The organism is Marinobacterium lacunae, assembly GCF_000705555.1.
GTDB classification, from domain to species: Bacteria; Pseudomonadota; Gammaproteobacteria; order Pseudomonadales; family Balneatricaceae; genus Marinobacterium_D; species Marinobacterium_D lacunae.
The window spans coordinates 321946-347725 of sequence record NZ_JMQN01000015.1 but is presented as its reverse complement, the minus strand read 5'-3'; the positions used below and the strand labels follow the sequence as shown (position 1 = coordinate 347725).

The following is a 25780-nucleotide window of genomic DNA, read 5'->3' as shown; positions in this document are numbered from 1 at the left end:
GACCCGAAAACAGCGTCAGAAGTCGCGCACTTTGCCACGCATGGACTTGGTTTGACCGCGCTGGTTTTTCTTATCCATGCGCTTTTTCTGCGAACTGCGGGTGGGTTTTGTTTCGCGCCGTGCCTTTTGCACCCTGGCAACACTCTGGATCAGCTCACACAGGCGCTCAAGGGCATCGGCCCGGTTCTTCTCCTGTGTGCGGAACTGCTGCGCCTTGATCACCACGACACCCTCCTGCGTGATGCGCTGATCCGACAGCGCCAGCAACCGCTCCTTGTAGAACTCGGGCAGAGAGGAGGCACGAATATCGAAACGCAGATGGATGGCGCTGGAGACCTTGTTCACGTTCTGACCGCCCGCGCCCTGCGCACGTATGGCGGTCAGCTCGATCTCGGCGTCGTCCAGTACTACTGTGTTGGAGATTCTCAGCATTAGAACCGTTTCTGATAACGGTGGCAGTAAGGCGTCTTGCCGGTTTTGACGTAGTAGTCCTGGTGGTATTCCTCGGCGCGCCAGAACGGCTGCATCGGCAGCACGCGGGTGACAACGTCGTGCCCCTTGTTCTCCAGCTGTGCGATCAGACTGTCGACGATACCGCGCTCCTGGTCGTCATTGACGAACACCGCCGATGCATACTGGGGGCCGAGGTCCGGCCCCTGGCCATTATCCTGTGTCGGGTCGTGGATCTCGAAGAACAGCTTGGCCAGCGTCTCGAAATCCACCTTCGCGGGGTCGTACAGCACCTCGACGGTTTCCAGATGTCCGGTGGTTTTGCCGCACACCTGCTGATAACTGGGGTTGTCTACATGGCCGCCCATATAACCGGACACCACGGCAACCACACCCGGCACCTGCTGCAACAGGTGTTCGACTCCCCAGAAGCAGCCGCCGGCAAAGTAGGCTTTTTTCAGTTCGCCGCCCTTTTGCTGTGCCCTGTCTTCGGCACTGACAAAGTCCATGGAGATGGAGTTGACGCAGTGGCGCACATTCTTCGCCGTCAGCATCTCGCCCTCGAACACATGACCGAGATGACCACCGCAGTTCGCGCACAGGATCTCGGTGCGGCGTCCATCGGCATCCACCTCGCGGCGGATCGCGCCCTCTATCTCATCATCGAAGCTGGGCCAGCCGCAGTGGGACGGAAACTTGTCCTCGGAGCGATATAGCGGCGCACCACACTGCTTGCAGGTGTAGACACCGGTCTCGAAAAAATCATCATATTTGCCAGTAAAGGGGCGCTCGGTCCCCTTGTGCAGGATCACATGCTGCTCTTCGGGGGTCAGTTTCTTGTAGGACATGACGCTACCTCGTGAGAAGTGGGTGTACGGGGCTTTCCTGCCTGTTTAGTCGGACAATGGCGGGCATCCTTACAGCCTCGCCGCCTGATGGCAACCTTTGCAGGTACACGCTGGGGCTAGTCGTCCTCGGCCCAGCGCGCCTTGACCTCGAGAATCGCGGTCATCTCCTGCTCGATCAACGTGACCAGCGCCGGATCAAAGTGCCGCCCGCTCTGTTCCCGGATCAGCCCCATCGCATCGGAAACACTCCAGGCGTCCTTGTAGGGGCGCTTACTGGTCAGGGCATCGAATACATCCGCCAGTGCAACTATGCGCCCCTCAATGGGAATCTCTTCACCGGCCAGCCCATGCGGGTAGCCGGTGCCATCCCACTTTTCATGATGGGTCAGGGCGATACTGCGCGCCAGCTTGATCAGCTCGGAGTCTGACTGGCCGAGTATTTCGGTACCGATCAGCGGATGCTGCTTCATCTGTTCGAACTCGTCCTCGGTCAACCGACCGGGCTTGAGCAGAATCGAATCCGGTATGCCGATCTTGCCGATGTCATGCATCGGTGCGGCCAGCTCCAGATCCTGCGCGGCCTCGTCGCAAAAGCCGTAGGCGCGCGCCAGTATGCTGGAGTAGCGGCTCATGCGGATCACATGCTTGCCGGTCTCGTTATCCTTGTACTCCGCCGCCTGACCCAGCCGCTCGATCAACTCCACCTGTGTGCGGCGTAACTCCTCTGCCCGCACCAGCGAGAGCTGATTTCTGACGCGCACCTTGATAATCGCAGGGGCAAAGGGCTTGGTGATGTAATCGACCGCCCCCAACTCGAAGCCCCTCACTTCATCGACCGTGTCCTGAAGCGCCGTCACCAGAATCACCGGTATGGGTGAGCTGGGGTAGCGCTCGTTGAGCACCTGACAGACTTCATAGCCGGTCATGCCCGGCATCATGACATCAAGCAGCACAAGATCGGGGACCTCCTGCTCGATGAGCGCCAGCGCCTCTTCACCGCTGCGTGCAAACGAGAGTCGATAGGGTTCGTCGTGGAACACCTGACGCAACACTTTCAGGTTGGTCGGCTCATCATCGACGATCAGTATTCTGGTGTTTGCTCGCCTCACGTTGCGCTCTCCTCTACATCCTTGGTGTCGGCCGGGGTCAACTCGGCCAGCAAACGATGCGCCTCGAGAAAATCGAAGTCATCAAATGCTCTGGCAATATCGTTGACGGTATAGCGATGACGCTCCGGGGCCGATTGCTTCATCCGCTCCAGCGACTCGTCATCGAACTCGGCCGCGCGCGCCGCTTCTATCAAGCGCTGCACGCTGGCTTCGAACTGAGCGGCATCCTCACTCGGCAGCGCGGCAGGCACCACCTCTTTTCGCTCCGCCTGCTCTTCAACGATCCTTGCCAGCTCCCGCCTGAAATCGTCAAAGGCTCTCTCCAGCTGGCTGACCAGTTCGGGATCGAACTCGGGTGGTACGCGTCGCACGGCATCTTCGATACGTCCCAGCGCTCTGGAGAGCGGCTTGAGTGCCAGATTACCGGCTACTCCCTTGAGCCGATGTGCGGCCAGCCTGACCTCTTCTACGTTTTGCTGGTCATACAGTTCACCGAACTGTTTGCAGCAGTCGCGATTGCTCTCTTCAAAACGTTGAAGCTCCTTCAGGTACAGCGTCCAGTCACCCCAAAGCGCGAGACCGTCTTCGCGCTGTATCGAGCATTTGGTCGTGTCGGGCGAACCACCGGGCGCTGGGTCTGCCACGCGTACGCTGAGTCCGGTTACCCGTGCCATTTCCGCGGTCAGTTGTCGGAAGTCGATCGGTTTGGTGGCAAAACCGTCCATACCCGCCTCCCGTGTGGCCCGGCGATCCTCCTCCATGACGCTGGCGGTCAGCGCAATGATCGGCGTGTGTGCTATGCCCTTTTCACGTTCGTGGCTGCGCATCGCCTGGGCAGCCCCCAAACCATCGAGCTGCGGCATGTGGACATCGAGCAGGACAAGATCGAAAGGACGCTCACAGAAGCGCTGCAGCGCCTCGTGGCCATTTTCAGCCGAGATGACGCTATGGCCCTGGCGCTCAAGCAACAGTGTCAGCAGATCCAGATTCTGCTGAACATCATCGGCGACCAGCACGTTCAGTGGCGGCAGCTGTATGTGGTCAGCATCAAGCTTGGGCTCTGCCTGTACACTTTGGCCGGGCTTGAGCGGCAGCAGGAAACTGAAGCAGCTGCCCTGGCCCGGAGTGCTGCTGGCACTGATCGTGCCGCCCATCAACTCCACCAATTGCTTGCAGATTGTCGTACCCAATCCGGTACCGCCAAATCGACGGCTCATGGACGCATCTGCCTGGGTAAAGGGGTCGAAAATCTCTTTCAGTCGATCAGCCGGAATGCCGATACCGGTATCGCTGACACGGAACTCCACCAGTCCGTCGCCAGCCGGCAGTACCGACAACCGCACAGTCCCCTCTTCGGTAAACTTGACGGCATTGCCCAGCAGGTTGGTCAGCACCTGACGGATACGTTGAGGTGCGCCCAGGTAGAAGGTGTCCAGTTCGGGCGAGAGATCCAGACTGAGATCGAGCGATTTATCCCGTGCCTGCAACCAAAGCGTCGATATGACATTGTCGAGCAACTCCGGCATCGAGAAATCTGACCACTCAAGCTCCATCTTGCCCTTCTCGAGCTTGGCACTGTCGAGTATGTCGTTAAGCAGGTGCAGCAGGGATCGCGCAGATCCCGAGATGGTTTTCAGGTAGCGCTGCTGATCATCGGTCAACGCGGTGTCCATCAACACATCCGAGAACCCGATGATGGCATTCATCGGCGTGCGTATCTCGTGACTCATATTGGCCAGGAACTCGGACTTCACGCTGGCCGCGCCCTCGGCCTGCTCCTTGGCTTCAACCAGCGCCGCCTCAATCGCCTTTCGGCTGGAGATATCGAGCAAGACGCCGTCGATCCACTTCACCTGACCCTGCTCATCATAGGAAAAGCTGCCATGATCCAACAGCCATATCCAGCGCCCGTCGCGGTGGCGAATACGGTACTCGATCATGAAGCGCTGCTGATTTTCGGCATGTCGGGCCACTGCGCCTTCAACCATCTCGCGGTCATCCGGATGGATCATCTCCCCGAGCGTCATTTCGCCCTTCTCCAGCATCTCGGGAGACCATCCTGTCAGGTCACGAATCGCGTCGCTAATAAACGCCATGCTCCACTGTGAATCCTGACGGCAACGGTAGGACGCGCCGGGAATATTGCTGATCAAAGAGCGATAGCGCTCTTCGCGCTCTCTCAACTCGGCTTCCATCGCCCGACGCTGACTGATATCGGTGATAAAGCCGACATACAACGCCTTGCTGCCCGGCAGATTGACCTCGCCAACACCCAATCGGATGGGCACCATATGGCCCATCTTGTGTTTGGCCATCACCTCCCGCCCGGAACCGATGATCTTGGGCTTGCGGGTAGCTCGGTACTGTTCGAGGTAACCGTCATGGGCCGAGTGGTCGGGCTCGGGCATCAGCATACTGACGTTCATGCCGGATACTTCGTCGGCACTCCAGCCCAGTATCCGCTCGGCCGCGGGATTGAAGGACTGGATGATCCCCTTATGGTCGATGGTGATGATGCCATCCACGGCAGTATTGAGAATAGCGTCCATCCGCGATGCGTTGGCGCTGATCTGTGCCACCAGATTGCGATACCAGAGCAACGCGTTGATCGATAACGCGATCACGGTGATCAGGCAGGTAAACAGGGACACACTCAGGGCCAATACCGCGGTATCGTCGCGACCGCCCGACATCGGCAAGGGGCTGTCAGATACAAACACCACCGCCGCCATACCGGTATAGTGCATCGCCGAGATCGCCAGCCCCATCACCGAGCCGCTGATCAGCGATACCCAATAACGTGACAGATGCCTGAACCCGTGCCATATCCAACTCTTGATCGACAGCGCCAGCATCGCCAGCAGCACCGCCACCACAATCGACAGTGCAAACAGGTAAGGGTCGTAATGCATCATGGACGACATCTTCATTGCCGCCATGCCGGTGTAGTGCATGGTGCCGATACCCGCGCCAAGCAGTAACCCGTTGATCGCCAGACGCCGCCAGTCAAGGCGCTCGTCATTCGCACGAGCCATGGCCAACCAACAGGCCAGCACACCGGGTACGGCCGAGAGCAGGGTAAGGCCCGGATCGTATTCCACCGGCACATTCATCTCGAACGCCATCATGCCGATGAAGTGCATCGACCAGATGCCCCCACCGAGAGCAAGCCCCGAAGACAGGATACCGACCCGCTTCAATACCGGGTTATCGGTATTGCGCACGGCACCGACCAGATGCAGCGCGATGCTCGATGTAAACACGGCGATCAGCAGCGACAGCGTCACCAGCCAGGGGTTATAACTGCCGATAACCGCCAGGCTGGGTACGGGATCGGTTAGAAAGAAATCAGTGAGCATCGTCATAGGAAGTGAGAAGCCGGTTGGGCGAGAAAAGCGTTTTGAGCTTTAGTGTGCGCGAACGCGAACACTATCGCATACCGCCATCGATTAAAACTGACCACCAGTACAACTTTGATTCTGTACGCCAACGGTGACACGCTGGATCACCTGCACGCAAGCGTATCGGATTGCGCCAGACACGCCCGATATTCTTCATCGGCATTTATCAGCGCCTGCTGTACCCGCGGGTCGGCATAATACGCATCGAGCTTGTCCGAGATTCTCGCGCCGACAAAACGCTGAGGTTCGGAGGGGGTGAAGCCATCCTGAACCTCCCGTTCGGTAACCCAGCCTCGCGCCCGCTCGAAGGCTTCGATGAAGCGCGGCTCCTCCATCAATGCCTGTTTGAAAAAGGCGGTGCCAAAGTAGGTAAAGTCACTTTGCGACCCGCAGCCGAATGAGGTTCTGTCCGCCGAGGCCGCGGTGATAATCAATGTTTCGGGGGTTTTGAGTGGCTCGATAAAGCCCCCTGAATAGCAACTGGATACAAGAATCACCCGCCAGCGAATACCGGCATCATCCAGCGCCGCGCGCAATTCCGGCGCTGTCAGGTCATCCAGCTGCAAAGGCCCCATCTCCACCGAGAAGCGGTGGTCCGAGCTGCCATGCGAGGTCATGAACAGGAACAGGATATCCTCGTTTGTGTCCATCCGATCGGCGATCGCGCCCAGCGCATTGCTAAGGTTATGGCGGTTGGCCAGCGGATAGCGATGCACGGCATCCACGTTATTGGCCAGTATCAGGGAACGCCCGCCGGTGTCATAGCGGTTGTCGAACTGCTCCTGCACGTACTCCACCTCATTGAGGAACACGTTTTCCGGCCCGTAACCGGCGAATGCCAACAGATACAGATCCACAACACCGGGACGTTGCTCACGAAGCTCGGCAAGACGCTGGTGCATCAAGGCAGGCTGGGCGTAGTAGATATCCTCCACATTCAATCCGCGAAACGGCGATTGCTCGACACCCTCCGATCGGTAATCGGTATACCAAAGCTCGATCCTCGGAATCAGCCATAAACCGGCCAGTGAGCCAAGGGTATAGACCAGTGCCGCCGCAAAAGCCCTGCCTGAACGCGCACCGACGATGCCGCGCAACAGCCGCAGCAGTATTAGCAGGTTCCACGCTAATGCCAGCGCCAGGTATCCCCAGGCTATCAGCGGCGATGGGTAGTCGCCGAGCATCAGCCAAGCGACGCACTGCATCACCAGCGTAACCGGCAACGAAGCGCCGAGCATGCCGGTCACAAGCTTGCCGAACTGATGAGTGTCGGCGCCGACAAGACGGGCACCGAGCAGTATCAGCAGCAGATCGAACAGGTAGATCGCCGCCAGATAATCGATACCGTAAAGATTGAACGCACGCGGCGGCTCGACCTGCGCATAGGCGGTTATAAAATCCACTGCGAACAGCAACAGGGCCAGCGTAATCAGTTGGCCAAGCGATACTCTCAGACGGCTGACATTGAGTCGCATCCAAAACGCCAGCCGCAATCCCGACGACAGGTTGCAGCCCAGATCATCCAGCCAACGGCGCTGTAATCGTTCGCTTGTCAGCTTACTCATCACCCTCTCCCTGTGGAGCTCGACACTCGCTTTGGTGCTCTAAACTCTGTTCTCCGGTGAGTGTAACCCTATTTGTACCGTTATCTGGAGATACGATGGTCATATCGTCTGCTTTTTTAGCCGCACCTGTTTTCAACAGCCACGCTATTTGAAATACTCCTGTGCATGAACATGACAGCACTCAACCGACGACAGACCGCTTCCTGCACAGATTCCTGTGGGATCGCCCCTGTCCGATCGAGACACTGTTGACGTACTGACCTGTTTCAGACAACACAGATCACGAAGGCCACCGGTATCCCCGGTGGCCTTTTTTTTTGGAGCAAATAGTGGATATGAAAACGCAACACAGCGCCCTGATGCAGATCTCGGCCAAACCGGATATCACCTTCACCAGCGGTAGCGGCAGCTATCTTTATGACGCAGCAGGCAACGCCTGGCTCGATTTCGTGCAAGGCTGGGCGGTCAATACCCTTGGCCACTGCCCCGAAGCAGTCGCACAGGCGATCTGCACCCAAAGTCGGCGCCTGATCAACCCAAGCCCTGCGTTTTATAACGATCAGGCCATACAACTGGCCAATCGCCTGACACACCTGAGCGGGATGGATCAGGTGTTCTTTGCCAACAGCGGTGCAGAGGCCAACGAAGGGGCGATCAAGCTCGCACGGAAGTGGGGGCAGCTACACCGCAAGGGCGCCTGGAAGATCATCACCTTTCACAACGGTTTTCATGGCCGGACGCTGGCAACCATGTCGGCAACGGGCAAACCGGCGTTCGAGCCACTGTTCAACCCCAAGGTGCCGGGCTTTACCAAGGTGCCGTTCGGGGATCTGGAGGCGGTCGAGGCCGCCATTGATGAGCACACAGTGGCGGTGATGCTGGAGCCGATTCAGGGTGAGGCGGGCGTAATACCGGCCAGTCACGAGTTCCTGCAGGGGCTGCGCAGGCTGACACAGGAACATGGATTGCTGTTGATGCTGGACGAGGTTCAGACCGGTATCGGCCGTACCGGCAGTCTGTTCTGCTACCAGCAGCACCAGATCGAGCCCGATGTGGTGACCCTCGGCAAGGGTTTGGGCGCAGGCGTACCGATCGCGGCACTGATGGCAAAAGCACACGCCTGCTGCTTTGAATACGGTGATCAGGGTGGCACCTTCAACGGCAACCCTCTGGTTTGTGCCGCCGCGCTCGCCGTGCTTGAAGCGGTGACTTCAGCAGGCTTCCTGTCGCAGGTACAGGCGTTGAGCCAGCACCTGAGCCAAGGGCTTGAGCATCTCAGCACCCGGTTCAATCTAGGTAAGGTGCGGGGCGCCGGACTGCTGCTGGCACTGGATACCGGCGCAATCGATGCACAGGCGCTGGTGAAACAGGCACTGGACGCCGGTCTGCTGCTGAACGCACCGCGGCCTCACACGCTGCGCTTTATGCCTGCACTGAATGTATCGGTGCCTGAGATCGACAAGATGCTGGCGATACTCAGCCCACTCTTTGAGCAGGCAGCGGCACAGCACAGCTGAGATCAATAAGGGCTCCCCTGACCGGGGAGCCCGCGCCTTAACCGCTGCTTTGCTTGTACGGATTTTTTGGCATCATCGAGGGCGGTAACGGCGGACGACGCGCGCCCTCCTTCGGCCCGTAATGTTCGGTCAGATAGTCGAGAATCGTTTTTTCGGTCTCGGCCGGAAACTGCCATAGGCCCTGAGTTTCCTGCATCCAGCGAATCACATACTGCCAACGGTTTCGGGAGCCGGCATTCTGCGTCACCAGCTTGGAGGAGTGGCAGGCCGTGCAGTTGTTTTTGACTGTCTCCCACCCGGGTGCGATTACAAAACCGGTATCCGGGTCGGTTTCAGCCCAGGCGCCCAGCGGCACCAGCAACGCCAGCGGCAACAGCAGCCGACGCAGGCTTCGAGTGAACATCTCAACCCCCTCAGACGATCTGAACCGCTATGCGGTGACAGGCATTATTGAGATACCCCTTCGGATTCCATCCCGGAACGACCATCGGTTGAGATCGGCCCTGAGCGTCCGTCGCCTTGGCCCATATCTCGTAATAACCGATTTCAGGGAATTCGATGACAGTACTCCAGCGCTGCCATGCCAGCCGATTGACCGGGGCTTTTAGCTCCACCCTTTGCCAGGTGGCGCCAAAATCGATCGATACCTCGACTGTCTCGACAGCGAGATCCCCCGCCCAGGCATGCCCACGTACCACCAGCTTCTCACCTTTGGATTGGGTAAGCCCTGAAGCGGGGAAGGTGATCAGTGATTTAACCGGCATCGACTCAATGGTGACAAAGTCGGACTTGGGCACCTCGGTGCCCGGCGCCACCGGATATTTCGGCATGCTGTAGGAGGGCGCTGCCATCTTTGCGCCATCATGCACCTTGTTACGAATCACAATGGTTTTTAGCCATTTGCCCGAAACAGAGCCGGGCCAGCCTCCGCAGACAAGCCGCAACGGATAGCCATTGAGATAGGGGATCGCTTCACCATTCATCGCCCAGGCAATCAGCGACTCGTCCTCCAGCGCCTTGCTCATCGGGACACCACGTGAGATCGGCGATTTGCTGGCGTCGCCGCTGACATGGGTGTCAGCACCGTAATACCCGATGTAGACCGCATCGCCGGCGATACCGCAGGCTTCGAGCACATCACGCAGACGTACACCGGTGAAACTTGGACAGGCCACAGCGCCCGTCGTCCATTGGTTACCGCTGGCCGACGGTACATATTCAGCGCGCCCGTTGCCTCCGCACTCCACCGTTAACTGATAGGTGTAATGCTTGAACCGGGCTTTCAACTCTGCAACCGAAAAGGTCTGGGGATTGGTGCAGGACTCACCCTCGATACGCAGCTCCCAGTTGTCCGGGTCGATATCCTTGATTGCCGGGGGTATCCCGTTGTTGCGCACGAACATCCGGTGGGCGGGTGTCACATCATCGTCGAGAAGGTGAGGCGGTGTTTCGGCATTGATCGGGCGGTCATTGAGCAGTGTCAGACCATCCTTGCCCTCGAGCATGAACGGCTGATCGCTTTGCGCGAAGGCGGCAGGTATAAGGCCCCCGGGCATCTTCGCGGCATAAGGGATAGCCGCGGCACCCAGTGCTGCCGTCATGGCGGCCAGCCCGCTTTTCTTGAGAAACCCGCGCCGGGACTCGGTATCCACCTCCCGTCCCCAAACGATGCGATCAGCCTTTTCGGGGTTCTCCCCGTAGAGTTCATGAAGGCCGCGCTTATCCGGTACTTTCTTTGACATAACGAACACTCCTGGGGCCCGGATACGGATTCCAGTGCGCATCGCGTCTGTCCACCGGGCATCTTGTTATCGGTATTACCCTTGGAGCCGGTTCAAGTGTAACCAGCCGAGTCGATATCTCGACTTCAGACTAGCAGCGATCAACGAAATATCTCGCCTTATATTAAAATAATCTAATAAAGAAACGCCTACTTATCTCTGTGAATAAGTGTTTCAGTGTCGCGACATGCGATGGGACCACTTGACCGCCCGGTCAACCGGCGCCAGAGTAGCCGCTTTTCGCAATGGAGCATCGCCGTGGAACTGGACCTGGTATGGATCATCACCCTGCTGCTGACAGGTTTGGGGGCGGGCACCATCGACGCTATTGCCGGTGGCGGTGGCCTGATCACCCTCCCCGTTCTGCTGGCCAGCGGTCTAAGCCCCATTCAGGCACTGGCGACCAACAAGCTGCAAGGCAGTTTCGGCACCTTTGCGGCCACACTCTATTTCGTGCGCAAGCGTCAGGTAGATCTGCGCGCCATGCGCGGCATGATCCTAAGCACTTTTATAGGCTCCGCCGCCGGCACGCTGCTTGTGCAGCACATCGATAACTCGATCCTCGCCGCGATCATGCCCGCGTTGTTGATTCTGATCGCAATCTACTTTGCGTTTTCACCGCGCATTGGCGACCTTGATCGGGAGCGGCGCATCAGTACCGCCCTGTTCACAGGTGCCATTGCCAGCGGCATCGGCTTCTACGACGGCTTTTTCGGTCCGGGCACCGGCACCTTCTTCACGCTGGCCTTTGTCACGCTGGCGGGTTTCGGTCTTGCCCGCGCAACCGCCCACACCAAGGTGCTCAACTTCACTTCCAACATCGCCTCATTACTGTTTTTTCTCTTCAGTGGACACATCGTCTGGTTGGCGGGCCTTGCGCTGGCGGTGGGCCAGTTGATCGGCGGTCAGCTCGGCGCACGGCTTGTCGTCACCCGCGGCACCCGTCTGGTTCGCCCGCTCATCGTCACCGTCACACTGCTGATGTCTGCCAAGCTGCTGCTTGACCATCTTGGTATCACGCTTATCGACTGATTACCGACCCGTAGTAACCGGTTAATACCCACAATCGATCCTCAGCTGCTACAACTTGACAGTCCTCATAACAAAAAGGAGAGGCGTCATGAGCAAAAAGATTCTGATGATCACGGGCGATTTCACCGAAGATTACGAAACCATGGTCCCTTTTCAGACCCTGCTTGCGGTCGGGCATCAGGTCGATGCGGTATGCCCCGACAAGGCCGCCGGCGATACCGTCGCCACTGCCATTCACGACTTTGAAGGCGACCAGACCTACACCGAAAAGCCAGGGCACCGTTTTGCCCTGAACGCTACCTTCGATCAGATCGACCCCAACGACTACGATGCCTTGGTTATACCGGGCGGACGTGCCCCCGAATACCTGCGCCTGAACCCCAAGGTGATCGAGATGGTGCGCCACTTCTTCAGCGCCGACAAACCGGTCGCCGCCATCTGTCATGGCGCCCAACTGCTGGCGGCGGCCGGGGTATTGGAGGGACGTCGCTGTTCTGCTTACCCCGCCTGCGCACCCGAGTTGAAACTGTCCGGCGGTGAATATGCCGATATCGCCGTGGACGATGCCATCACCGACGGCAATCTGGTTACGGCACCGGCCTGGCCTGCACACCCGGCATGGCTTTCTCAGTTCATGTCACTACTGAGTCACTGATTATGTTCTATGCTTGACTGGATCGCCCCGTGTCGGGGGTCGATCCGGTCGCCCACGGGCCCGTAACCACCAACCCGCAAATCTCAATGAGGTGTCCGCGTGTGCAAGCTCTTCATCAATGCCGATCCTAACCTGTGGGACAGCTCCACCCGTTCCCTGCGCATCAACGACATGGTGACGAGCATACGTCTGGAAAACTACTTCTGGTTTGTACTCACGGAGATCGCCCGGCGCGATGAGATGAACGTACCCCAGTTGATCACACGGCTGTATCACGAAGCGCTCGACGCCGGGCACGACATCAACAACTTCACCTCGTTTTTGCGCGTCTGTGCCATGCGCTACCTTCGCCTGCAACTGGTTGGCGAGATTCCGCGGCGCAGCGATATTCCGATTCGCGCACTGGATGCCGGATCCATCCTCAGGCACGAGCGGGAAACACACGCCAGCACCTCTTAAAGCGGTGATGCATTCGACCCGACACACACGGTTTATACTCACTCTATCGCGCCATACGTTTTAGCAAGGAGTTAACCGTGCGCCGTACATTGCTAGTTGTGATCCTGTGCCTTCTAAGCCTTGGCTGCTCGACCGACGGCTGGCAAAGCGCCAGTCGGGAATCGGCGGGAATCGCCCCTGACCCGACACAAACACCCGAAGCGATCATTCAGGTCTACGCAGCCGACGCCTGGGGATGGCGCGGCCTGTTTGCAGTACACACCTGGATCGCCGTGAAACCTAGTAAGGCCGAGCACTACACCGTCATGGAGGTGGTCGGCTGGCGCAAGAACCGGGGGCTGCCGGTATTAAGAACAATGCAGGACCTGCCCGACCGACACTGGTATGGCGCAAAACCCGATCTGATACTGGATAAGCGCGGCCCCGGCGTCGACGCGTTGATCGAGAAGGTACAAGCGGCCGCCCGGCAGTATCCCTGGATGGACGAATACCGGGTGTTTCCCGGCCCCAACAGCAACACCTTCCCAGCCTGGATAGCCCTTCAGGTGCCGGAACTCGGCCTGAGTCTACCCTGGCGTGCCATCGGGTCCGGCTGGGCCGATTGAGACTGGAGTTTCAACGACGGCTGCCCTAGAGTGACGCCTTTCAACATCGACGGGACACTACATGAAAATCTGGGTCGACGCCGACGCCTGCCCGGTCGTCATCAAAGAGATCATCTTTCGCGCCGCTGAACGCGCCGGTATTGAAACCACACTGGTGGCCAACCAGCCGATGCGCACGCCTCCCTCGAAGTTCATCCGTGCCATTCAGGTACAGCAGGGCTTCGATGTCGCCGACAACGAGATTGTCCGCCGCGCCGAGGCCGGTGATCTGGTGATCACCAGTGATATTCCGCTGGCAGCAGAAGTGATCGAGAACGGCGCACTGGCCTTAAGTCCGCGCGGCGAATTGCTCACGGCCAACAACGTCCGTGCTCGCCTGAATATGCGCGACTTTCTGGAAACCATGCGATCCAGTGGCGTGCAAACCGGCGGCCCTGCGGCACTGAACCAAAGTGACCGTCATGCGTTTGCCCGTCACCTCGACACCCTCATTGCCAAGGCCGACAGCTAAGTCGCCCGCACCAAGGTGAGCCGATCAGTGAGTCTGGTCGGCTATTCGTTTCAGATCATCCATCATCCGATCGATGTCGTCCTCGGTGGTATTACTGTAGTACTGCCAATCCAGATAGTACTCGCTCAGTAACGGATACCAGTCCGGCTCCCGCTTGGCGGGTTGATCGGTCTGACGCTCGTGCAGCTCGATATGCATAGGCGATATTTCGAGTACACGGTTCTCCTCCTGCCAGAGAATATCCTGCAGGTCGTACAGCGCGTTCATGATGAGAAAGTGCTTGCGAAATAGCGGCAACATCGTGCCATCGGTTCGGTTCTGCTCCTCGAACAGATGCTCGCTGTCCAGCGTTTTCATCAGACGATATTCGCTGATCCCATACGGATGCTGGCGCAGCACATGTAAAACTTGCGGCAGTACTGGGTTGATCATATCGACTACTCACTCCCTCCGGCGCATCGGAGGCCTTTCATCTGTCCTCGATTCAGACCGAATCTGAACCCGAGACGATACACACAAGGCGACTGTGCATTTCAAGTATAGACAGTGATCCTCACGCCTCGCATTGGTAGAGCGCTTCGGGCTCGTTTATGCTTCAGCCAACCAGGGTAAGGGACTCAACGCATGGAAGTTTTGATCTTGCTGTTTTCGCTGTTGCTACTGACGGTCGCCGTTGGGGGGCTATTAGGCATTGTCGCGTTTTCTCGCCAGAATAAGCTGCAGGACAGGTTGAATTATGTCGAGCTACAGATAGAGCAACTCGCTCGACAGCTGGCACGCACTGCGCAGAAAAATACCGACAGTACCTCGTCGGCAGAAACAAAGGCGGAGTCAGTCGTGAAGCCCGCCGTATCCGTGCCCCCGCCGACGGCGGTCGATACAGGGGAGGCCCCGCCGGCAACACCCGAGCCACCGGATCACTGGGGAACCCGTACCCCCTCCCCGCCGCCCTCGATACCCGACACGGCCAGCACCCGCGCAGGGTCCGGTTTCGTGCGCCATCTGCGCCAACACTGGATGATCTGGCTCGGCGGCGCCTGCGTCGGCCTTGCGGGCATTTTCATGGTCAGATACTCCATCGAGCAGGGACTCCTTGGCCCCGGCGCACGCATCGTGTTGTCACTGCTCACCGGTGCAGGTCTGCATGTGACCGCCGAATGGCTCAGACGTACACGCGGTCATAGCGATGTGTTTGCCGCGCTCGCCGGCGGCGCCAGCATTATTCTTTACGCTGCGCTTCTGGCTGCACTTCATCAGCTCAGTTATGTGCCGCCCGGGACAATCTTCGCAGGCATGGCGCTGGTTTCGCTGGCCACTCTGGGGCTGGCACTGGTGCACGGGCCTCTGCTCGCGGCGCTTGGCATGCTCGGCGGTTATCTGGTGCCGATACTGGTCAGTACCGGCAGCCAACTGATCGAGGGCGCCTTGATCTACACCTTCATTCTCACGCTGTCCGTGCTTTTGCTGCTGCGATATGTCTGGCGACTCTGGCTCTGGTGCGGAGCTGTCGCCGGCGCCCTGATCTGGTGGTTGCTGAGTTTTGCGTCCCCCCCGGCCGAGGAGGTCAGTCGCACACTTTATCTGCTGGGTATCGCTTGGAGCCTGCTGGCAGCCCCACAACTGGACTGGTTGCTGAGCCGACGTGAACAGCTGGCTGACGATCTGGGATACGGCCAGATCTTTCGCAATCGGGACACGCACGAATACGCCATGTTGTTGGCGCTGCTTCTGGTCATCGGCGCGCAGGCATTCAGCCTGTTCAGTGAACCTCTGGGCCTGACATCGATCTGGAGCCACCTGCTGCTGCCATTAATGCTGCTGCATGCCGCCGGGAAGCGGCCGCTGCTGGCGCCGCTACCGGGCATTGCGCTGCTGGCACTGGGCAGCGCGCTGCTGGCTCAGTTCATTTCACCCTACCTGCTTGGCGTGACTTTGCGTGTGCCCTCGCCAACCGAGCGCGACACCTTGATCGCCCTGCTATCTCTTCTCTCACTGCTCGCCATCGGCTACTCGGCGTGGAACCTCCGGCTATCAGCACGACTGGCGGGCATCTGGGCCAGTATCGGCTGTCTCACACCGCTGGTGATGCTGACTATCGCCTATCTGGTACTGTCGGATCTCGATGATGAGTGGCGCTGGGGTGGTGCCTCTCTGGCAGCCGGCATCGCCTATCTGGCACTGGCCCGCGAATCCGCCCACCGCGCACCCAAAGCGTTAACTCTGACGCTGATAGCTGCATCGCATCTGGCTTACTCGCTGGCGGTCGTGATCTGGTTCCGGGAAGCCACTCTGACACTGGCGCTGGCCCTGCAATTGATTTCGCTGTCCGCCATCTATCAGCGTTTTCCGCAACCGGTTTTGCCCTGGCTGATCCGACTGGTGATTTTGGCGGTAGGTTGCCGACTGACCCTGAACCCCTGGGTAATCAGCTACCCCAGCGATGTGCATTGGTCACTCTGGACCTATGGCGGCTCAACCCTTAGCTGCTTCATAGCGGCACACCTGAGCCGAGGCACACCGAAACTTCAGGCCTGGCTGCAAGGCGCCGGGGCTACTCTCCTGGTACTCACACTGGGAACAGAACTGCGTTACTGGTTGTATGACGGTCAGATATTCGGGCAGCACTATGGTTTTACCGAAGCGGCGATCAACACCCTGATCTGGGGATGCGCGGCCTTGGTGTATCACTGGAGAGCATCGCTGAGCCAGACCATTGCCGGGCTTTACCACACGCTTGCAGCCCTGCTGATGGCCATGAGCCTGCTGAACCACCTGGTCTTCGTGGTACTGATCGACAACCCGCTTTGGGGGAATACGCAGATTGCCAGTACGCCGATCTGGAACCTGCTGCTGCTCGCCTACGGTGCACCCACGTTGCTGCTGCTGGCGGTGGGGCGTTTCTACCTCCCCCACCTGCGCAAGGTCGCCATGCTGGGCGCAGGACTCAGCCTTCTGCTGTTTGTATCACTTGAGATTCGCCATCTCTGGCAAGGCGCCCTTGATCTGACGCTCCCGACCGAGAACCCCGAGCTCTACACCTATTCGGCTATCTGGCTGGCGATGGCCGCAATCGGCATGGCACTGGCGATCCGGCGCGATAATCACAGGCTCTACCAAGGCGCCATGGCGCTATTGGTCGTGGTGATCCTGAAGATTTTCATGGTGGATATGGAAGGATTGGACGGTTTGCTGCGAGTCGCATCATTTATGGGGCTTGGGCTGGTACTGCTGTTGCTGGCCTGGCTGCACCAGCATCTTCACGCCAAGCACCCAGCGCCCACAGATGCGCAATAGCGCGTCTGCCTCCGGTAAAGAAAAAGGCCCGCATACAGCGGGCCTTTTTCAACGAGGAACAGCGACTATCAGACAGCAATCACTTGTGTCGCGGCTCGTCATTCATCAGTTTACGCACTTTTACGAACGCCCAGACCATTACGCCCGCCATCGCAACAACACCGACAAGGCTGGGTATCAAAACCTCCAGGCTGTAAGCATCAACACCGAACATAGCATTCACCCTTTCTCTCTCTTTAACGTTGAGATAAGAGTACCGCTGTTCACTTTGGCAGATATTGACTCAGCTCAATCGACATCGGGAAAAAGCGCCTTGCAAAAATGATAGGCCTGGCCCATTACTGAAACAGGGAAACCAAAAGCCCGTCCCCCGCCCGGACGTGCCCTAGCCGTCTTACAAGGAGACACTGATGCCAAGCAAGATGAAAGTCTGGAGCGCCGAACAACTCAAGCAGATGAACGAAGAGCGTTTTCTGGTCGAGATGCTCGACATGTTCAAATACACGCCGGAATTCGGCGAAAGCGATGGCGCGGTCAAGGAGATGCGGGAGCATCTGGATCGAGTCGAGAAAGCGTTGCGCACCCGACTCGAAGTCAAGAAAGAGAACTAGTTCAACCCACAGGCACGAGCACCGCAGCAAGGTGCTCCCGTCTGACAGGGTGACAGCTTGTCTCCCAGGCTGCTCCTGTTAACGATTTGGCCGCCATTGGCCAGCCTCTCGACCGGCGCATCCAGCGCCGTGTCGCCCGGCTCGACCTCAGCCAACTGACACAGTTCCGCCCAGGTTCCCACCCGTTCGCTCATTGAGTGACGCACTTCCAGCACCTGCCCATTGCTCGGGCAGAAATAGTCATATGTCGGCATAGCCACCTCGCAGCCACTGGTTATGCGGCAATAATAGCGCGCCCCAGCCCATCGACAAGCCCTTAGGTTTCACCCACCCTTCACGCTCCACCAAGCACCAATCGACAAAGAATCTTCAAAAAACACTTATTGATGATTCAAAATATGGTTTTTAGAATATTGAAATCTAATGACCACACTTCTTGATCCAAATCGATATAAAAACCACCTTCCGAAAAACCCTTATCTTTCAACAACTTAAAAAATCAAAAGCATTCACAAACACACCCCTTCTGAAAATATAAAAACCCTTTTAAATCAATTGCTTGGAAATGAAAAAATGCCGTATTAAATTTGCGATACATCAATATATTTTGTAGAATTATCAATAACAGAATAACGATGAATCAAAAAAGGAAATTCAAGATGCAGGAACGTGAAATCAAGCTTCTATTCAAGGCGGGGGTGTTCGAATCCTGTCAGGCGATTCCAATCTCGATGTCACGAGGCTGGACGTTAAAATTCGTCACTCGAGACAACGAAGTCGTCGTGCTGAACCTTCAGCGGTCAAAAGGGGAACGAGAGTTCAAGAGCCTGGACGGCGCGGCGGCCGTGGCCAAAAGAATCGGGTTTGAATGGTTGAATGTTCAGATCGGCGATCTGAAATGGCGCGAAAAAGTGTCCTGAGCAACGGTCGATAACCGTCGCCCAGGCCTTCTGTGAAGGGGTTGCCCTGAGCCGTTGGCTCAGTCGGCTATGCGGCCTGCGGAACGCTCCTGCTCCGTGGCTTCGCGGACGTCAACGACTTCGACACTGAACGCCAGCGTCACACCGGCATAGGGGTGGTTCATATCCAGCTCCACTTCCCGGTTATCAAGCTTGATAACCCGTGCCAGGGCAGGTTTGCCCGACTCATCGTTAACCTGTACCAACAGGCCTGCGCGAAGATCCTTCATTCCTGCGAAGGCTTCGCGCTCGACCTTTTCTACCCGACTGTCATCACGCTCGCCGTAGGCCAGCTCAGGCGCCAGTTCCACTTCAAAGCGATCGCCGGCCTCGCGCCCGTCCAGCGCCTGTTCCAGACCCGGAATAATCTGCTGATGTCCATGCAGATAACTCAGTAACGGCTCTTCCTCGCCAGGCGCCTCCAGCGGCTCGCCCACAGGAGCCAGGTTGTAGCGGAAATGTACGGCGCAATCGCGGGTGATTTTCATCGGTTTAAAACTCTATTTAATAAAGCGATCAGGGCTGCAGACGAATGATCTGCCACTGTCCATCATGCAGTTCATAGCTGAACCGGTCATGCAGTCGATTTTCGCGCCCCTGCCAGAATTCGAAACGCTCGGGGATCAAGCGATACCCGCCCCAGGTTTCGGGACAGACAATATTACCATCGGCGTGCTCCTCTCTCATCTGAGCCACTGCGCTTTCCAGCGTTGTACGGCTGTCGATCGGTGCGCTCTGGTGGGAGATTGCGGCGCTGATGCGACTACCGACCGGACGCTCGTTGAAGTAATGGGCACCGGTGTTGTAGTCCAGCTGTTCGACAGGACCGCGGATGCGGACCTGGCGCTCCAGTCCATACCAGTAGAACAGAATTTCGGCGTACGGATTCTGGGCCAGATGCTGCCCCTTTTCGCTGCGGAAGTCGGTAAACCAACAGTAGCCGTGGCGGTCAAACTGTTTTAGGAGCACGATGCGAGCCGCAGGACGACCCTCGCTATCCGCAGTCGCCAGCGTCATCGAGGTTGCGTCGTCAGGATGAGCCTCAAGCGCCTGATCGAACCAGGTCTGAAACTGCTCGAACGGGTCAGAGTTGAGTTCAGACTTATGCAGCCCACTGGCCACATATTCACGTCTCAGTGCGCTAACATCGCGATTCTGATTTGCCATTGTGCTCTCCTGTGTGAAACTTCAAAGGCGCTCACTATATACGATATAGAAACCTGTGTTCTGCGCTTGATCAGTTCGGCGCCCATTTTTCAGATTAGAGACTTCAGCCAAACCGGGATATGTGAGATGACAGAAGCGGTACCCGATAGCCGAATTGCCTGCCATGAATGTGATCTGCTTATGCAGCGTCCGGAGATTCATGGCGATCAGGTCGTCCACTGCCCCCGCTGCGGTTCACGTCTTATTTCCAGCCACCCCAATAGCGCCGAGCGCTCTCTGGCGCTGGCGCTGGCTGGCCTGATCCTGCTGGTGCCAGCCAACCTGTTTCCGGTTTTGACACTCGAGGTGCTCGGTCGCGAACAGCAGCAGACCATATTCTCCAGTGCCATGGCGCTGTATCAGGACGGCCTTGCTCTTGTGGCTCTGGCGGTACTGCTGTTTGCGATTATGGTGCCCCTGCTGAAACTGGTGCTACTGGCCTATGTCGCAGGCGCACTCCATCTGCAAACACCCTGGCCCGGTTTGTCGCTGGCCATGCGCAGCTATCAACATCTGGATCAATGGGGAATGCTTGAGGTTTACCTGATTGCCGTGCTGGTGTCGGTGGTTAAACTGGTGGATATCGCCACCGTCCATCCGGGACTGGGGCTTTACAGCCTCTCTGCGCTGATTGCCGTTACCACGTTGAGTTCGTCACAGTTGGACCCTGACCTGTTCTGGCACCAGATCGACGATCTGAACAAGTCCTCACTGGTACAGGAGACTTTCGATGAATAGCTGGCAGCACGGTGCACTGGCGCAGGGCCTGCTGCGCTGTCACGACTGTACCGCGCTCTGGCCGGTCACCATGGATTCGCAACATTGCCCTCGCTGCGGCGCCCCCTTGCATAGCCGGGCACCCAATTCGCTGGTGCGAACCTGGGCGCTGCTGCTGACCGCCACCCTGCTCATGCTGCCGGCCAACCTGCTGCCGATTATGCGCGTCGCGATGCTAGGCCAGGGCGAGGCCTCAACCATTTTCGGCGGTGTCATCGAGCTGACCAAGCACGGCCTTTGGGGCATCGCCATCGTGGTGCTGGCGGCCAGCATTCTGATTCCGGTGGGCAAAATTCTGGCGTTGACCTCCCTGCTGCTGACGATACAGTTTCGCTGGACCACCAACCTGCGCCAGAAAATGATAATGTTCCGCATCGTGCACTGGATAGGCCGCTGGTCGATGCTGGATATCTTCGTGGTCGGCATACTGGTGGCGCTGGTACAGTTTGGTAACCTCGCCTATATCGTTGGGCAGACCGGCGCTCTGGCGTTCGGCGGAGTCGTCGTCTTTACCATGCTCGCGGCCAACACTCTGGACACGCGTTTGATCTGGGATCGTCACCTGCAGGAGGCAAGCATTGGATCCGAAACCTGAGCACTCCCCCTCAGAGCAAGTCAGGCCACTGGTACGCAAGCATCGTGGCCCCTCTGCCGTATGGATACTGCCACTGCTGGCAGCGCTGATCGCAGGCTGGCTGGTGTACAAGAGCTATTCACAGGCGGGGGTGATGATCGAAGTCGTGTTCAGCTCGGCAGAGGGCCTTGAGCCGAACAAGACCCGCGTCATCTACCGCGGTCTGCCAAGCGGCACTGTGCGCACGCTGAAGCTGAACGAAGACCTGCAGACGGTAACGGCCGAGATCGAGATCAACGCCAACGCCCAGGCTCTGTTGCGAAAAGGCACCCTGTTCTGGCTGGTGAAACCGCAAATATCACTCTCGGGCGTTCGCGGCCTGGAAACACTGGTGTCCGGCCACTACATCGGCGTGCGCCCCGGCGAGGGCGAAGCCGCGTATCGATTTACCGCCGCCGATGAGCCGCCTCCGGCTACCCGCGACAGAGATGGTCTTTACCTGACGCTGTACGCCGATTCCGTGGCCTCGATCCATCGGGGTTCGCCCGTCTACTACCGCGATATCGATGTGGGCCAGGTATTGGACTACCGACTCAGTACCAACAGCGACCAGATTCTGGTCGACCTGTTTGTCGAGCCGCAATATGCCCATCTGGTGCGCAAGCACTCCCGGTTCTGGAACGCCAGCAGCCTCGAAATCAAGGGTAAGCTGCCGGAGATCAATCTACGTTTGGGCTCGCTGGCGACGATCATTGCCGGAGGCGTGCACTTCTATACGCCCGCGCCCAAGGAAAATCCCGCCGCCGAGGATGGCGACCAGTTCCCCCTGTTTCCCGATTACGAGGCTGCCGAGGATGGCGTTCCGGTCAAACTTGTCTTCCCCAGCAACACCCGCCTGAGTGTCGGAACCGAGGTCTTAAGCCATGGCGTCAGGGTCGGTCGCGTCCGAGATCTTGAGATGACCGAGGATTTCCGCGAACTGCATGCCGAGTTGCTGATCGACCCGCGCGCGCGCGCGCTGCTGCGCGCCGGTACCCGTTTTTGGCTGGCACAGCCGAGCCTGCCGTCGGCGGATTTCAACCTTCAGGATCTGCTTAGCGGCCAGCATATCGAGCTGGCCCCGGGGCAAGGTGCGGAAACCTTCAGTTTTACCGCACTGAATGAACCGCCTGCAGATCCGCCTGTATACGAGGGCCTGCCGATCAAGCTGGAAGCCGAGTCCCTCGGCTCTGTCGGTCGCGGATCGCCCATACTGTTCCGCCAACTGCCGATCGGTGAAGTGACCGGTTTTGAGCTCAGCCCATCAGGCGACCGCGTTATCATCCATGCGGTGGTGAAAGAGCGCTATCGTGATCTGGTCAAGGCCTCCAGCCGGTTCTGGAACAGCAGTGGGCTTCAGTTCAAGGCCGACCTCGAAGAGGGCGTTTCGGTGCGCACCGGCAGCATGCAAACGCTGATCCGCGGCGGCATCAGCCTGTTTAATCCCACCGGCAAGGCCTCACCGCTTAAACAGCCGGAACCGACCTTTACTCTGTACCCCGATCTCGACAGCGCCACCGATGATGGTCGACTGCTCGATGACAACTCCGGTGAGCTGACCGTGCATGTGAGTGCACCGGAGCGCGGCGCAGTGACGGTCGGCTCGCCGGTGCTCTACCGCGGTGTCGAGGTTGGAGAGGTGCGTCATTACCGACTGGCTGCCAACGGCACCGCCGTGGATATTCGCCTGGCGATCCGTGCGCCGTACCGAGATCTGGTCAGCACCGCCAGCCGTTTCTGGATCGCCTCAGCTGTGTCAGCCAAGGCGAGCCTGCGTGAGGGCGTCAGTATCCAGAGCGGATCATTGAGCCAGCTGGTCAAAGGCGGCATCGCCTTCGACAGCGCCGAGGGCGGTCGCAAAATCGACCGTAATACGCGCTTCACGCTCTACCCGTCAGAGCAGGCCAGCCAGGAGCAGGTTCACCCGATTCTGATCCACTTCGCACCCGGGGCCGATCTCGCCGCCGGTGCGCCTATCCGCTATCGGGGCGCTCAGGTGGGGCGGATCGATGCGGTGCGCATCGCCGACGAAGCCGGTGACAGACTTGTCGAGGCCAGCCTGTTTCGCGAAGCCGCGTTTATTGCCCGTGAGGGCTCAAGGTTCTGGATCAGCGAGCCTACGATCAGGCTCAGCGGTATCGAAAACCCGTCCAACCTGCTGTTTGGCAACCATGTTGAGGTACTACCGGGCAACGGCGCCTCAAGCGATACCTTCATTGCGCTGAGACGGGCACCGGCTTACCGTCCGCAGCCCGGGCTTACTGTGGAATTGCATGCAGAACAGTTGGGCTCAATCGCTGTCGGCAGCCCGGTGCTGTACCGTGAGGTGCCCGTTGGACGTATCACCGGATACGAAATCAACCTTCGGGGCGATGGCGTCGTCATCTACGCTCATATCCGTCCCTCCTATTCGACGCTGGTTCGCACCTCCAGCCACTTTTTCAACCACAGCGGCGTCAAGGCGCATGGCGGTCTGTTCAGCGGTGTAAACCTGAATGTAGCCAGTCTGGAAACGCTGGTCGGCGGAGGCGTGTCATTCACCACCGACGATCTTGAGGCACCGGCCGTGCAGGAGCGCACGGTCTTTGAGCTGCATGATGAACCCGATGCCAAACAGCCAGTCATTCAGGCGGTTAACGGAGGCAAAGCACAGTGACCAGAGTGCTATTGATATTGATGACGCTGTCGCTGCTGCAAGGATGTGCCAGCAACGAACGCGCCCGCCCGTTCCAGATCAAGAATCTGGCGAAATCCGACATCGACATGGTCACCGACCAGCATATACGGGCGGTCAATACTCTGGTGCGGGAGCTGACGATCAAGCTCTACAAACGTAACCCCCGCGAGCTGAAAAAGGCACCGGCCGGTATGACGCTCAATCGCCGGCTGCACCAGCTTTTGGACTCTCCGCGCCAGATCAATCATGCGGAACTGGGCTCGCGCTACGGCGTCGATGCCATGCCACTGGTCTTTGACCCAGAGTTCAAGGGTGACCGGGTGTTCGCGCTGATGATCGGAATCAGCGGTATGCTGCACGCGTCCTACAGCTACCGTAACGAATTTTTCCTGCTCGATGAGATCGACCAGCAAAAACTCTACAACAGCGCCCGAAATCTTGAGGCCGTGGCCTGGCGTCTGAACAACCTGCACGCACCTGACGGCGAGCCCTTCTTGTTGACCAACGGCATCTCGGACAAGGGCGTGAGCAACTTAAGTTTCGAGCGCATCTTCGGCAAGCTGATCGCGTATCAGGACATGATGGCCAATATCGTGGCCAACAAGACTAATCGCGCGATCAAGAATGTAGTGGTGGGATTTGCCTCGACGACGCTGCTGCCGATCTAAACCTGGGTTAAGGCACGTGCAGCTTGAGCGGGCACATCGCTTGAGTTGAGCTGAATCTCGCGAATCTTGTGGTTCTCGTTGAGATAGAGGCAGACATCCGCCCGCGTCGGCAGCTCTTCGAGCATCGCTCGGGTCAGGCGCTCATAGTGGGCGATGAAGCGCTTGATCTCTGAGGTATTCATGATTCTCAGATGGGCCGTGGGTTGCTGGGTGTCGTAGATATACTGTACCCGTTCGGCCAGTTTCTGCTCCTGCTGTGCGCGCCATTCGTACACCGCCTGCATGCTCGGCACCTTGAGCATCAACAGCAGATCAAGCCGCTTGAACAAACGCTGATAGGGCCCGGCTAACTGCGCGTTAACATAGTGGCGCCAGATGCCCTGCGCATCCTCTTGCGCCTCCAGTGCATTCACCGGGGTCTGCAACGCCTGCTCGTCCTGCGGCAATGCGCCGACACACCAGCCCTCGAATACGATCACATCCACCGGCCCCAGCCACTCCTGCCACACGGTCGGCGGACAACGGTCGTCAATCGACTTATCGAACACCGGGATCTTGGTCAACGTATCAGGGCCTGCGTGTATCAGCGAGTCGAGCAGCTCGATCCCAAGCTCCACATCATGCGTTCCGGGTACGCCGCGGGTTTTCATCAGCGGATGTATATCCCGCGCCAGCCGCTCGCGCTCGTCCCGCGTTTTGTACAGATCATCGATGGAGAAACCGATCACCCTGAGGCCAAACCCCTCCTCCATGATTACTTCCAGCAGATTGAACAGAGTGGACTTGCCCGCGCCCTGCGCACCGTTGATACCGATCACCAGCGGCTTTGTTCGCCCTTTCTGACGCTCCACCAGCCAGGCCGCCAACGGCACATAGATCTGCTCAAGAAGCTCTTTCAGGCCGATATCGACCTGCAGTGTTTCCAGTGTCGAGGCAAACGCCTGCTCCACAGCCTGCACAGCGCGTCGGCGCTCGGATTCAGACAAGGCAAGATGTTCACGGGGCCAACGGGTCAGCAGGCTCATGGCACTCCAGTTCGACA

The 25780-nt window shown here is 58.3% G+C and carries 26 protein-coding genes; 13 read left to right on the top strand and 13 right to left on the bottom strand.

The genetic code is table 11. The features are described from left to right. Window positions 1–15: 15 nt before the first annotated feature. The 5 genes from arfB to ADIMK_RS21250 form a co-directional block, all read right to left on the bottom strand. The gene (arfB, locus tag ADIMK_RS06195; protein ID WP_036184983.1) at window positions 16–432 is read right to left on the bottom strand and encodes an alternative ribosome rescue aminoacyl-tRNA hydrolase ArfB; all 417 of its coding nucleotides are present in this window, start codon (window positions 430–432) and stop codon (window positions 16–18) included. Continuing rightward, on the bottom strand, window positions 432–1298 hold the full coding sequence (locus ADIMK_RS06190) for a bifunctional methionine sulfoxide reductase B/A protein (protein ID WP_036184982.1): 867 nt from the start codon (window positions 1296–1298) through the stop codon (window positions 432–434). Before ADIMK_RS06190 ends, arfB begins: the two co-directional genes overlap by 1 nt. A gap of 116 nt (window positions 1299–1414) precedes the next feature. After that, window positions 1415–2407: a response regulator gene (locus tag ADIMK_RS06185; RefSeq protein WP_036184980.1), complete on the bottom strand. Its 993-nt coding sequence runs from the start codon at window positions 2405–2407 to the stop codon at window positions 1415–1417. Further along, window positions 2404–5772, bottom strand: a complete 3369-nt coding sequence (locus tag ADIMK_RS06180; protein ID WP_051692551.1) for an MHYT domain-containing protein — start codon at window positions 5770–5772, stop codon at window positions 2404–2406. Before ADIMK_RS06180 ends, ADIMK_RS06185 begins: the two co-directional genes overlap by 4 nt. Before the next feature lie 140 nt (window positions 5773–5912). After that, entirely contained in the window at window positions 5913–7373 is a 1461-nt protein-coding gene (locus ADIMK_RS21250) for a C13 family peptidase (protein WP_051692549.1), read from the bottom strand. Between the two features lie 335 nt (window positions 7374–7708). Here ADIMK_RS21250 and ADIMK_RS06170 point away from each other — a divergent pair, with 335 nt between their 5' ends. Continuing rightward, window positions 7709–8890 carry an acetylornithine transaminase gene (locus ADIMK_RS06170; RefSeq protein WP_036185347.1) on the top strand — a complete coding sequence of 394 codons (1182 nt, stop codon included), beginning with the start codon at window positions 7709–7711 and terminating at the stop codon, window positions 8888–8890. A 37-nt stretch (window positions 8891–8927) separates the two neighbouring features. Here the strand turns inward: ADIMK_RS06170 and ADIMK_RS06165 are convergent, their stop codons facing one another. Next, entirely contained in the window at window positions 8928–9293 is a 366-nt protein-coding gene (locus tag ADIMK_RS06165; RefSeq protein ID WP_036184978.1) for a hypothetical protein, read from the bottom strand. 10 nt (window positions 9294–9303) lie between these two features. After that, window positions 9304–10632 (bottom strand): sulfite oxidase, encoded by a 1329-nt coding sequence (locus ADIMK_RS06160; protein WP_036184975.1) that lies wholly within the window; start codon window positions 10630–10632, stop codon window positions 9304–9306. A gap of 231 nt (window positions 10633–10863) precedes the next feature. Here ADIMK_RS06160 and ADIMK_RS06155 point away from each other — a divergent pair, with 231 nt between their 5' ends. From ADIMK_RS06155 to ADIMK_RS06135, 5 genes are all read left to right on the top strand, one after another. Further along, the gene (locus tag ADIMK_RS06155) at window positions 10864–11703 is read left to right on the top strand and encodes a TSUP family transporter (RefSeq protein WP_081849682.1); all 840 of its coding nucleotides are present in this window, start codon (window positions 10864–10866) and stop codon (window positions 11701–11703) included. 88 nt (window positions 11704–11791) lie between these two features. After that, a complete protein-coding gene (locus ADIMK_RS06150; RefSeq protein WP_036184973.1) occupies window positions 11792–12358 on the top strand; it encodes a DJ-1/PfpI family protein in 567 nt (188 codons plus the stop codon). Between the two features lie 99 nt (window positions 12359–12457). Then, window positions 12458–12817, top strand: coding sequence for a ribbon-helix-helix domain-containing protein (locus tag ADIMK_RS06145; RefSeq protein WP_036184971.1), 360 nt, complete (start codon window positions 12458–12460; stop codon window positions 12815–12817). 77 nt (window positions 12818–12894) lie between these two features. Then, complete coding sequence (locus tag ADIMK_RS06140) at window positions 12895–13422, top strand: DUF3750 domain-containing protein (RefSeq protein WP_036184969.1); 528 nt, start codon at window positions 12895–12897, stop codon at window positions 13420–13422. A 61-nt stretch (window positions 13423–13483) separates the two neighbouring features. Beyond that, window positions 13484–13933 carry a YaiI/YqxD family protein gene (locus ADIMK_RS06135; RefSeq protein WP_036184967.1) on the top strand — a complete coding sequence of 150 codons (450 nt, stop codon included), beginning with the start codon at window positions 13484–13486 and terminating at the stop codon, window positions 13931–13933. 24 nt (window positions 13934–13957) lie between these two features. On the opposite strand, the gene ADIMK_RS06130 is transcribed toward ADIMK_RS06135, so the two are convergent. Continuing rightward, window positions 13958–14365, bottom strand: coding sequence for a DNA-J related domain-containing protein (locus ADIMK_RS06130; RefSeq protein ID WP_051692544.1), 408 nt, complete (start codon window positions 14363–14365; stop codon window positions 13958–13960). Window positions 14366–14557: 192 nt separating this feature from the next. Between ADIMK_RS06130 and ADIMK_RS06125 the strand changes: the two genes are divergently transcribed. Next, window positions 14558–17227 carry a DUF2339 domain-containing protein gene (locus ADIMK_RS06125; RefSeq protein ID WP_051692542.1) on the top strand — a complete coding sequence of 890 codons (2670 nt, stop codon included), beginning with the start codon at window positions 14558–14560 and terminating at the stop codon, window positions 17225–17227. Between the two features lie 79 nt (window positions 17228–17306). Here the strand turns inward: ADIMK_RS06125 and ADIMK_RS21930 are convergent, their stop codons facing one another. Next, complete coding sequence (locus ADIMK_RS21930) at window positions 17307–17450, bottom strand: hypothetical protein (protein WP_156042815.1); 144 nt, start codon at window positions 17448–17450, stop codon at window positions 17307–17309. 187 nt (window positions 17451–17637) lie between these two features. On the opposite strand from ADIMK_RS21930, the gene ADIMK_RS06120 reads away from it, so the two are divergent. Next, the gene (locus ADIMK_RS06120; RefSeq protein WP_036184965.1) at window positions 17638–17838 is read left to right on the top strand and encodes a hypothetical protein; all 201 of its coding nucleotides are present in this window, start codon (window positions 17638–17640) and stop codon (window positions 17836–17838) included. Here the strand turns inward: ADIMK_RS06120 and ADIMK_RS06115 are convergent. Next, window positions 17835–18092 (bottom strand): FmdB family zinc ribbon protein, encoded by a 258-nt coding sequence (locus ADIMK_RS06115; protein ID WP_036184963.1) that lies wholly within the window; start codon window positions 18090–18092, stop codon window positions 17835–17837. The two genes, ADIMK_RS06120 and ADIMK_RS06115, sit on opposite strands and share 4 nt — an antisense overlap. Before the next feature lie 405 nt (window positions 18093–18497). Here ADIMK_RS06115 and ADIMK_RS06110 point away from each other — a divergent pair, with 405 nt between their 5' ends. Next, window positions 18498–18758 carry a hypothetical protein gene (locus tag ADIMK_RS06110; protein WP_036184961.1) on the top strand — a complete coding sequence of 87 codons (261 nt, stop codon included), beginning with the start codon at window positions 18498–18500 and terminating at the stop codon, window positions 18756–18758. 59 nt (window positions 18759–18817) lie between these two features. Here ADIMK_RS06110 and ADIMK_RS06105 read toward each other — a convergent pair whose 3' ends face one another. Both ADIMK_RS06105 and pdxH read right to left on the bottom strand, forming a co-directional pair. Further along, a complete protein-coding gene (locus tag ADIMK_RS06105; protein ID WP_036184959.1) occupies window positions 18818–19285 on the bottom strand; it encodes an FKBP-type peptidyl-prolyl cis-trans isomerase in 468 nt (155 codons plus the stop codon). Between the two features lie 28 nt (window positions 19286–19313). Continuing rightward, on the bottom strand, window positions 19314–19964 hold the full coding sequence (gene pdxH, locus ADIMK_RS06100; protein ID WP_036184957.1) for a pyridoxamine 5'-phosphate oxidase: 651 nt from the start codon (window positions 19962–19964) through the stop codon (window positions 19314–19316). Window positions 19965–20090: 126 nt separating this feature from the next. Between pdxH and ADIMK_RS06095 the strand changes: the two genes are divergently transcribed. The 4 genes from ADIMK_RS06095 to ADIMK_RS06080 are packed head-to-tail and all read left to right on the top strand — an operon-like array spanning window position 20091 to window position 24738. Next, window positions 20091–20741, top strand: a complete 651-nt coding sequence (locus ADIMK_RS06095) for a paraquat-inducible protein A (protein ID WP_036184955.1) — start codon at window positions 20091–20093, stop codon at window positions 20739–20741. Next, the gene (locus tag ADIMK_RS06090) at window positions 20734–21375 is read left to right on the top strand and encodes a paraquat-inducible protein A (RefSeq protein ID WP_051692540.1); all 642 of its coding nucleotides are present in this window, start codon (window positions 20734–20736) and stop codon (window positions 21373–21375) included. Before ADIMK_RS06095 ends, ADIMK_RS06090 begins: the two co-directional genes overlap by 8 nt. Then, window positions 21359–24049, top strand: coding sequence for an MlaD family protein (locus ADIMK_RS06085; protein ID WP_036184953.1), 2691 nt, complete (start codon window positions 21359–21361; stop codon window positions 24047–24049). The genes ADIMK_RS06090 and ADIMK_RS06085 overlap by 17 nt, the downstream gene beginning before the upstream one ends. Beyond that, window positions 24046–24738, top strand: coding sequence for a hypothetical protein (locus tag ADIMK_RS06080; RefSeq protein ID WP_231517005.1), 693 nt, complete (start codon window positions 24046–24048; stop codon window positions 24736–24738). Before ADIMK_RS06085 ends, ADIMK_RS06080 begins: the two co-directional genes overlap by 4 nt. On the opposite strand, the gene ADIMK_RS06075 is transcribed toward ADIMK_RS06080, so the two are convergent. Next, window positions 24735–25763, bottom strand: a complete 1029-nt coding sequence (locus tag ADIMK_RS06075) for a hypothetical protein (RefSeq protein ID WP_036184947.1) — start codon at window positions 25761–25763, stop codon at window positions 24735–24737. The two genes, ADIMK_RS06080 and ADIMK_RS06075, sit on opposite strands and share 4 nt — an antisense overlap. Window positions 25764–25780: the final 17 nt, after the last annotated feature.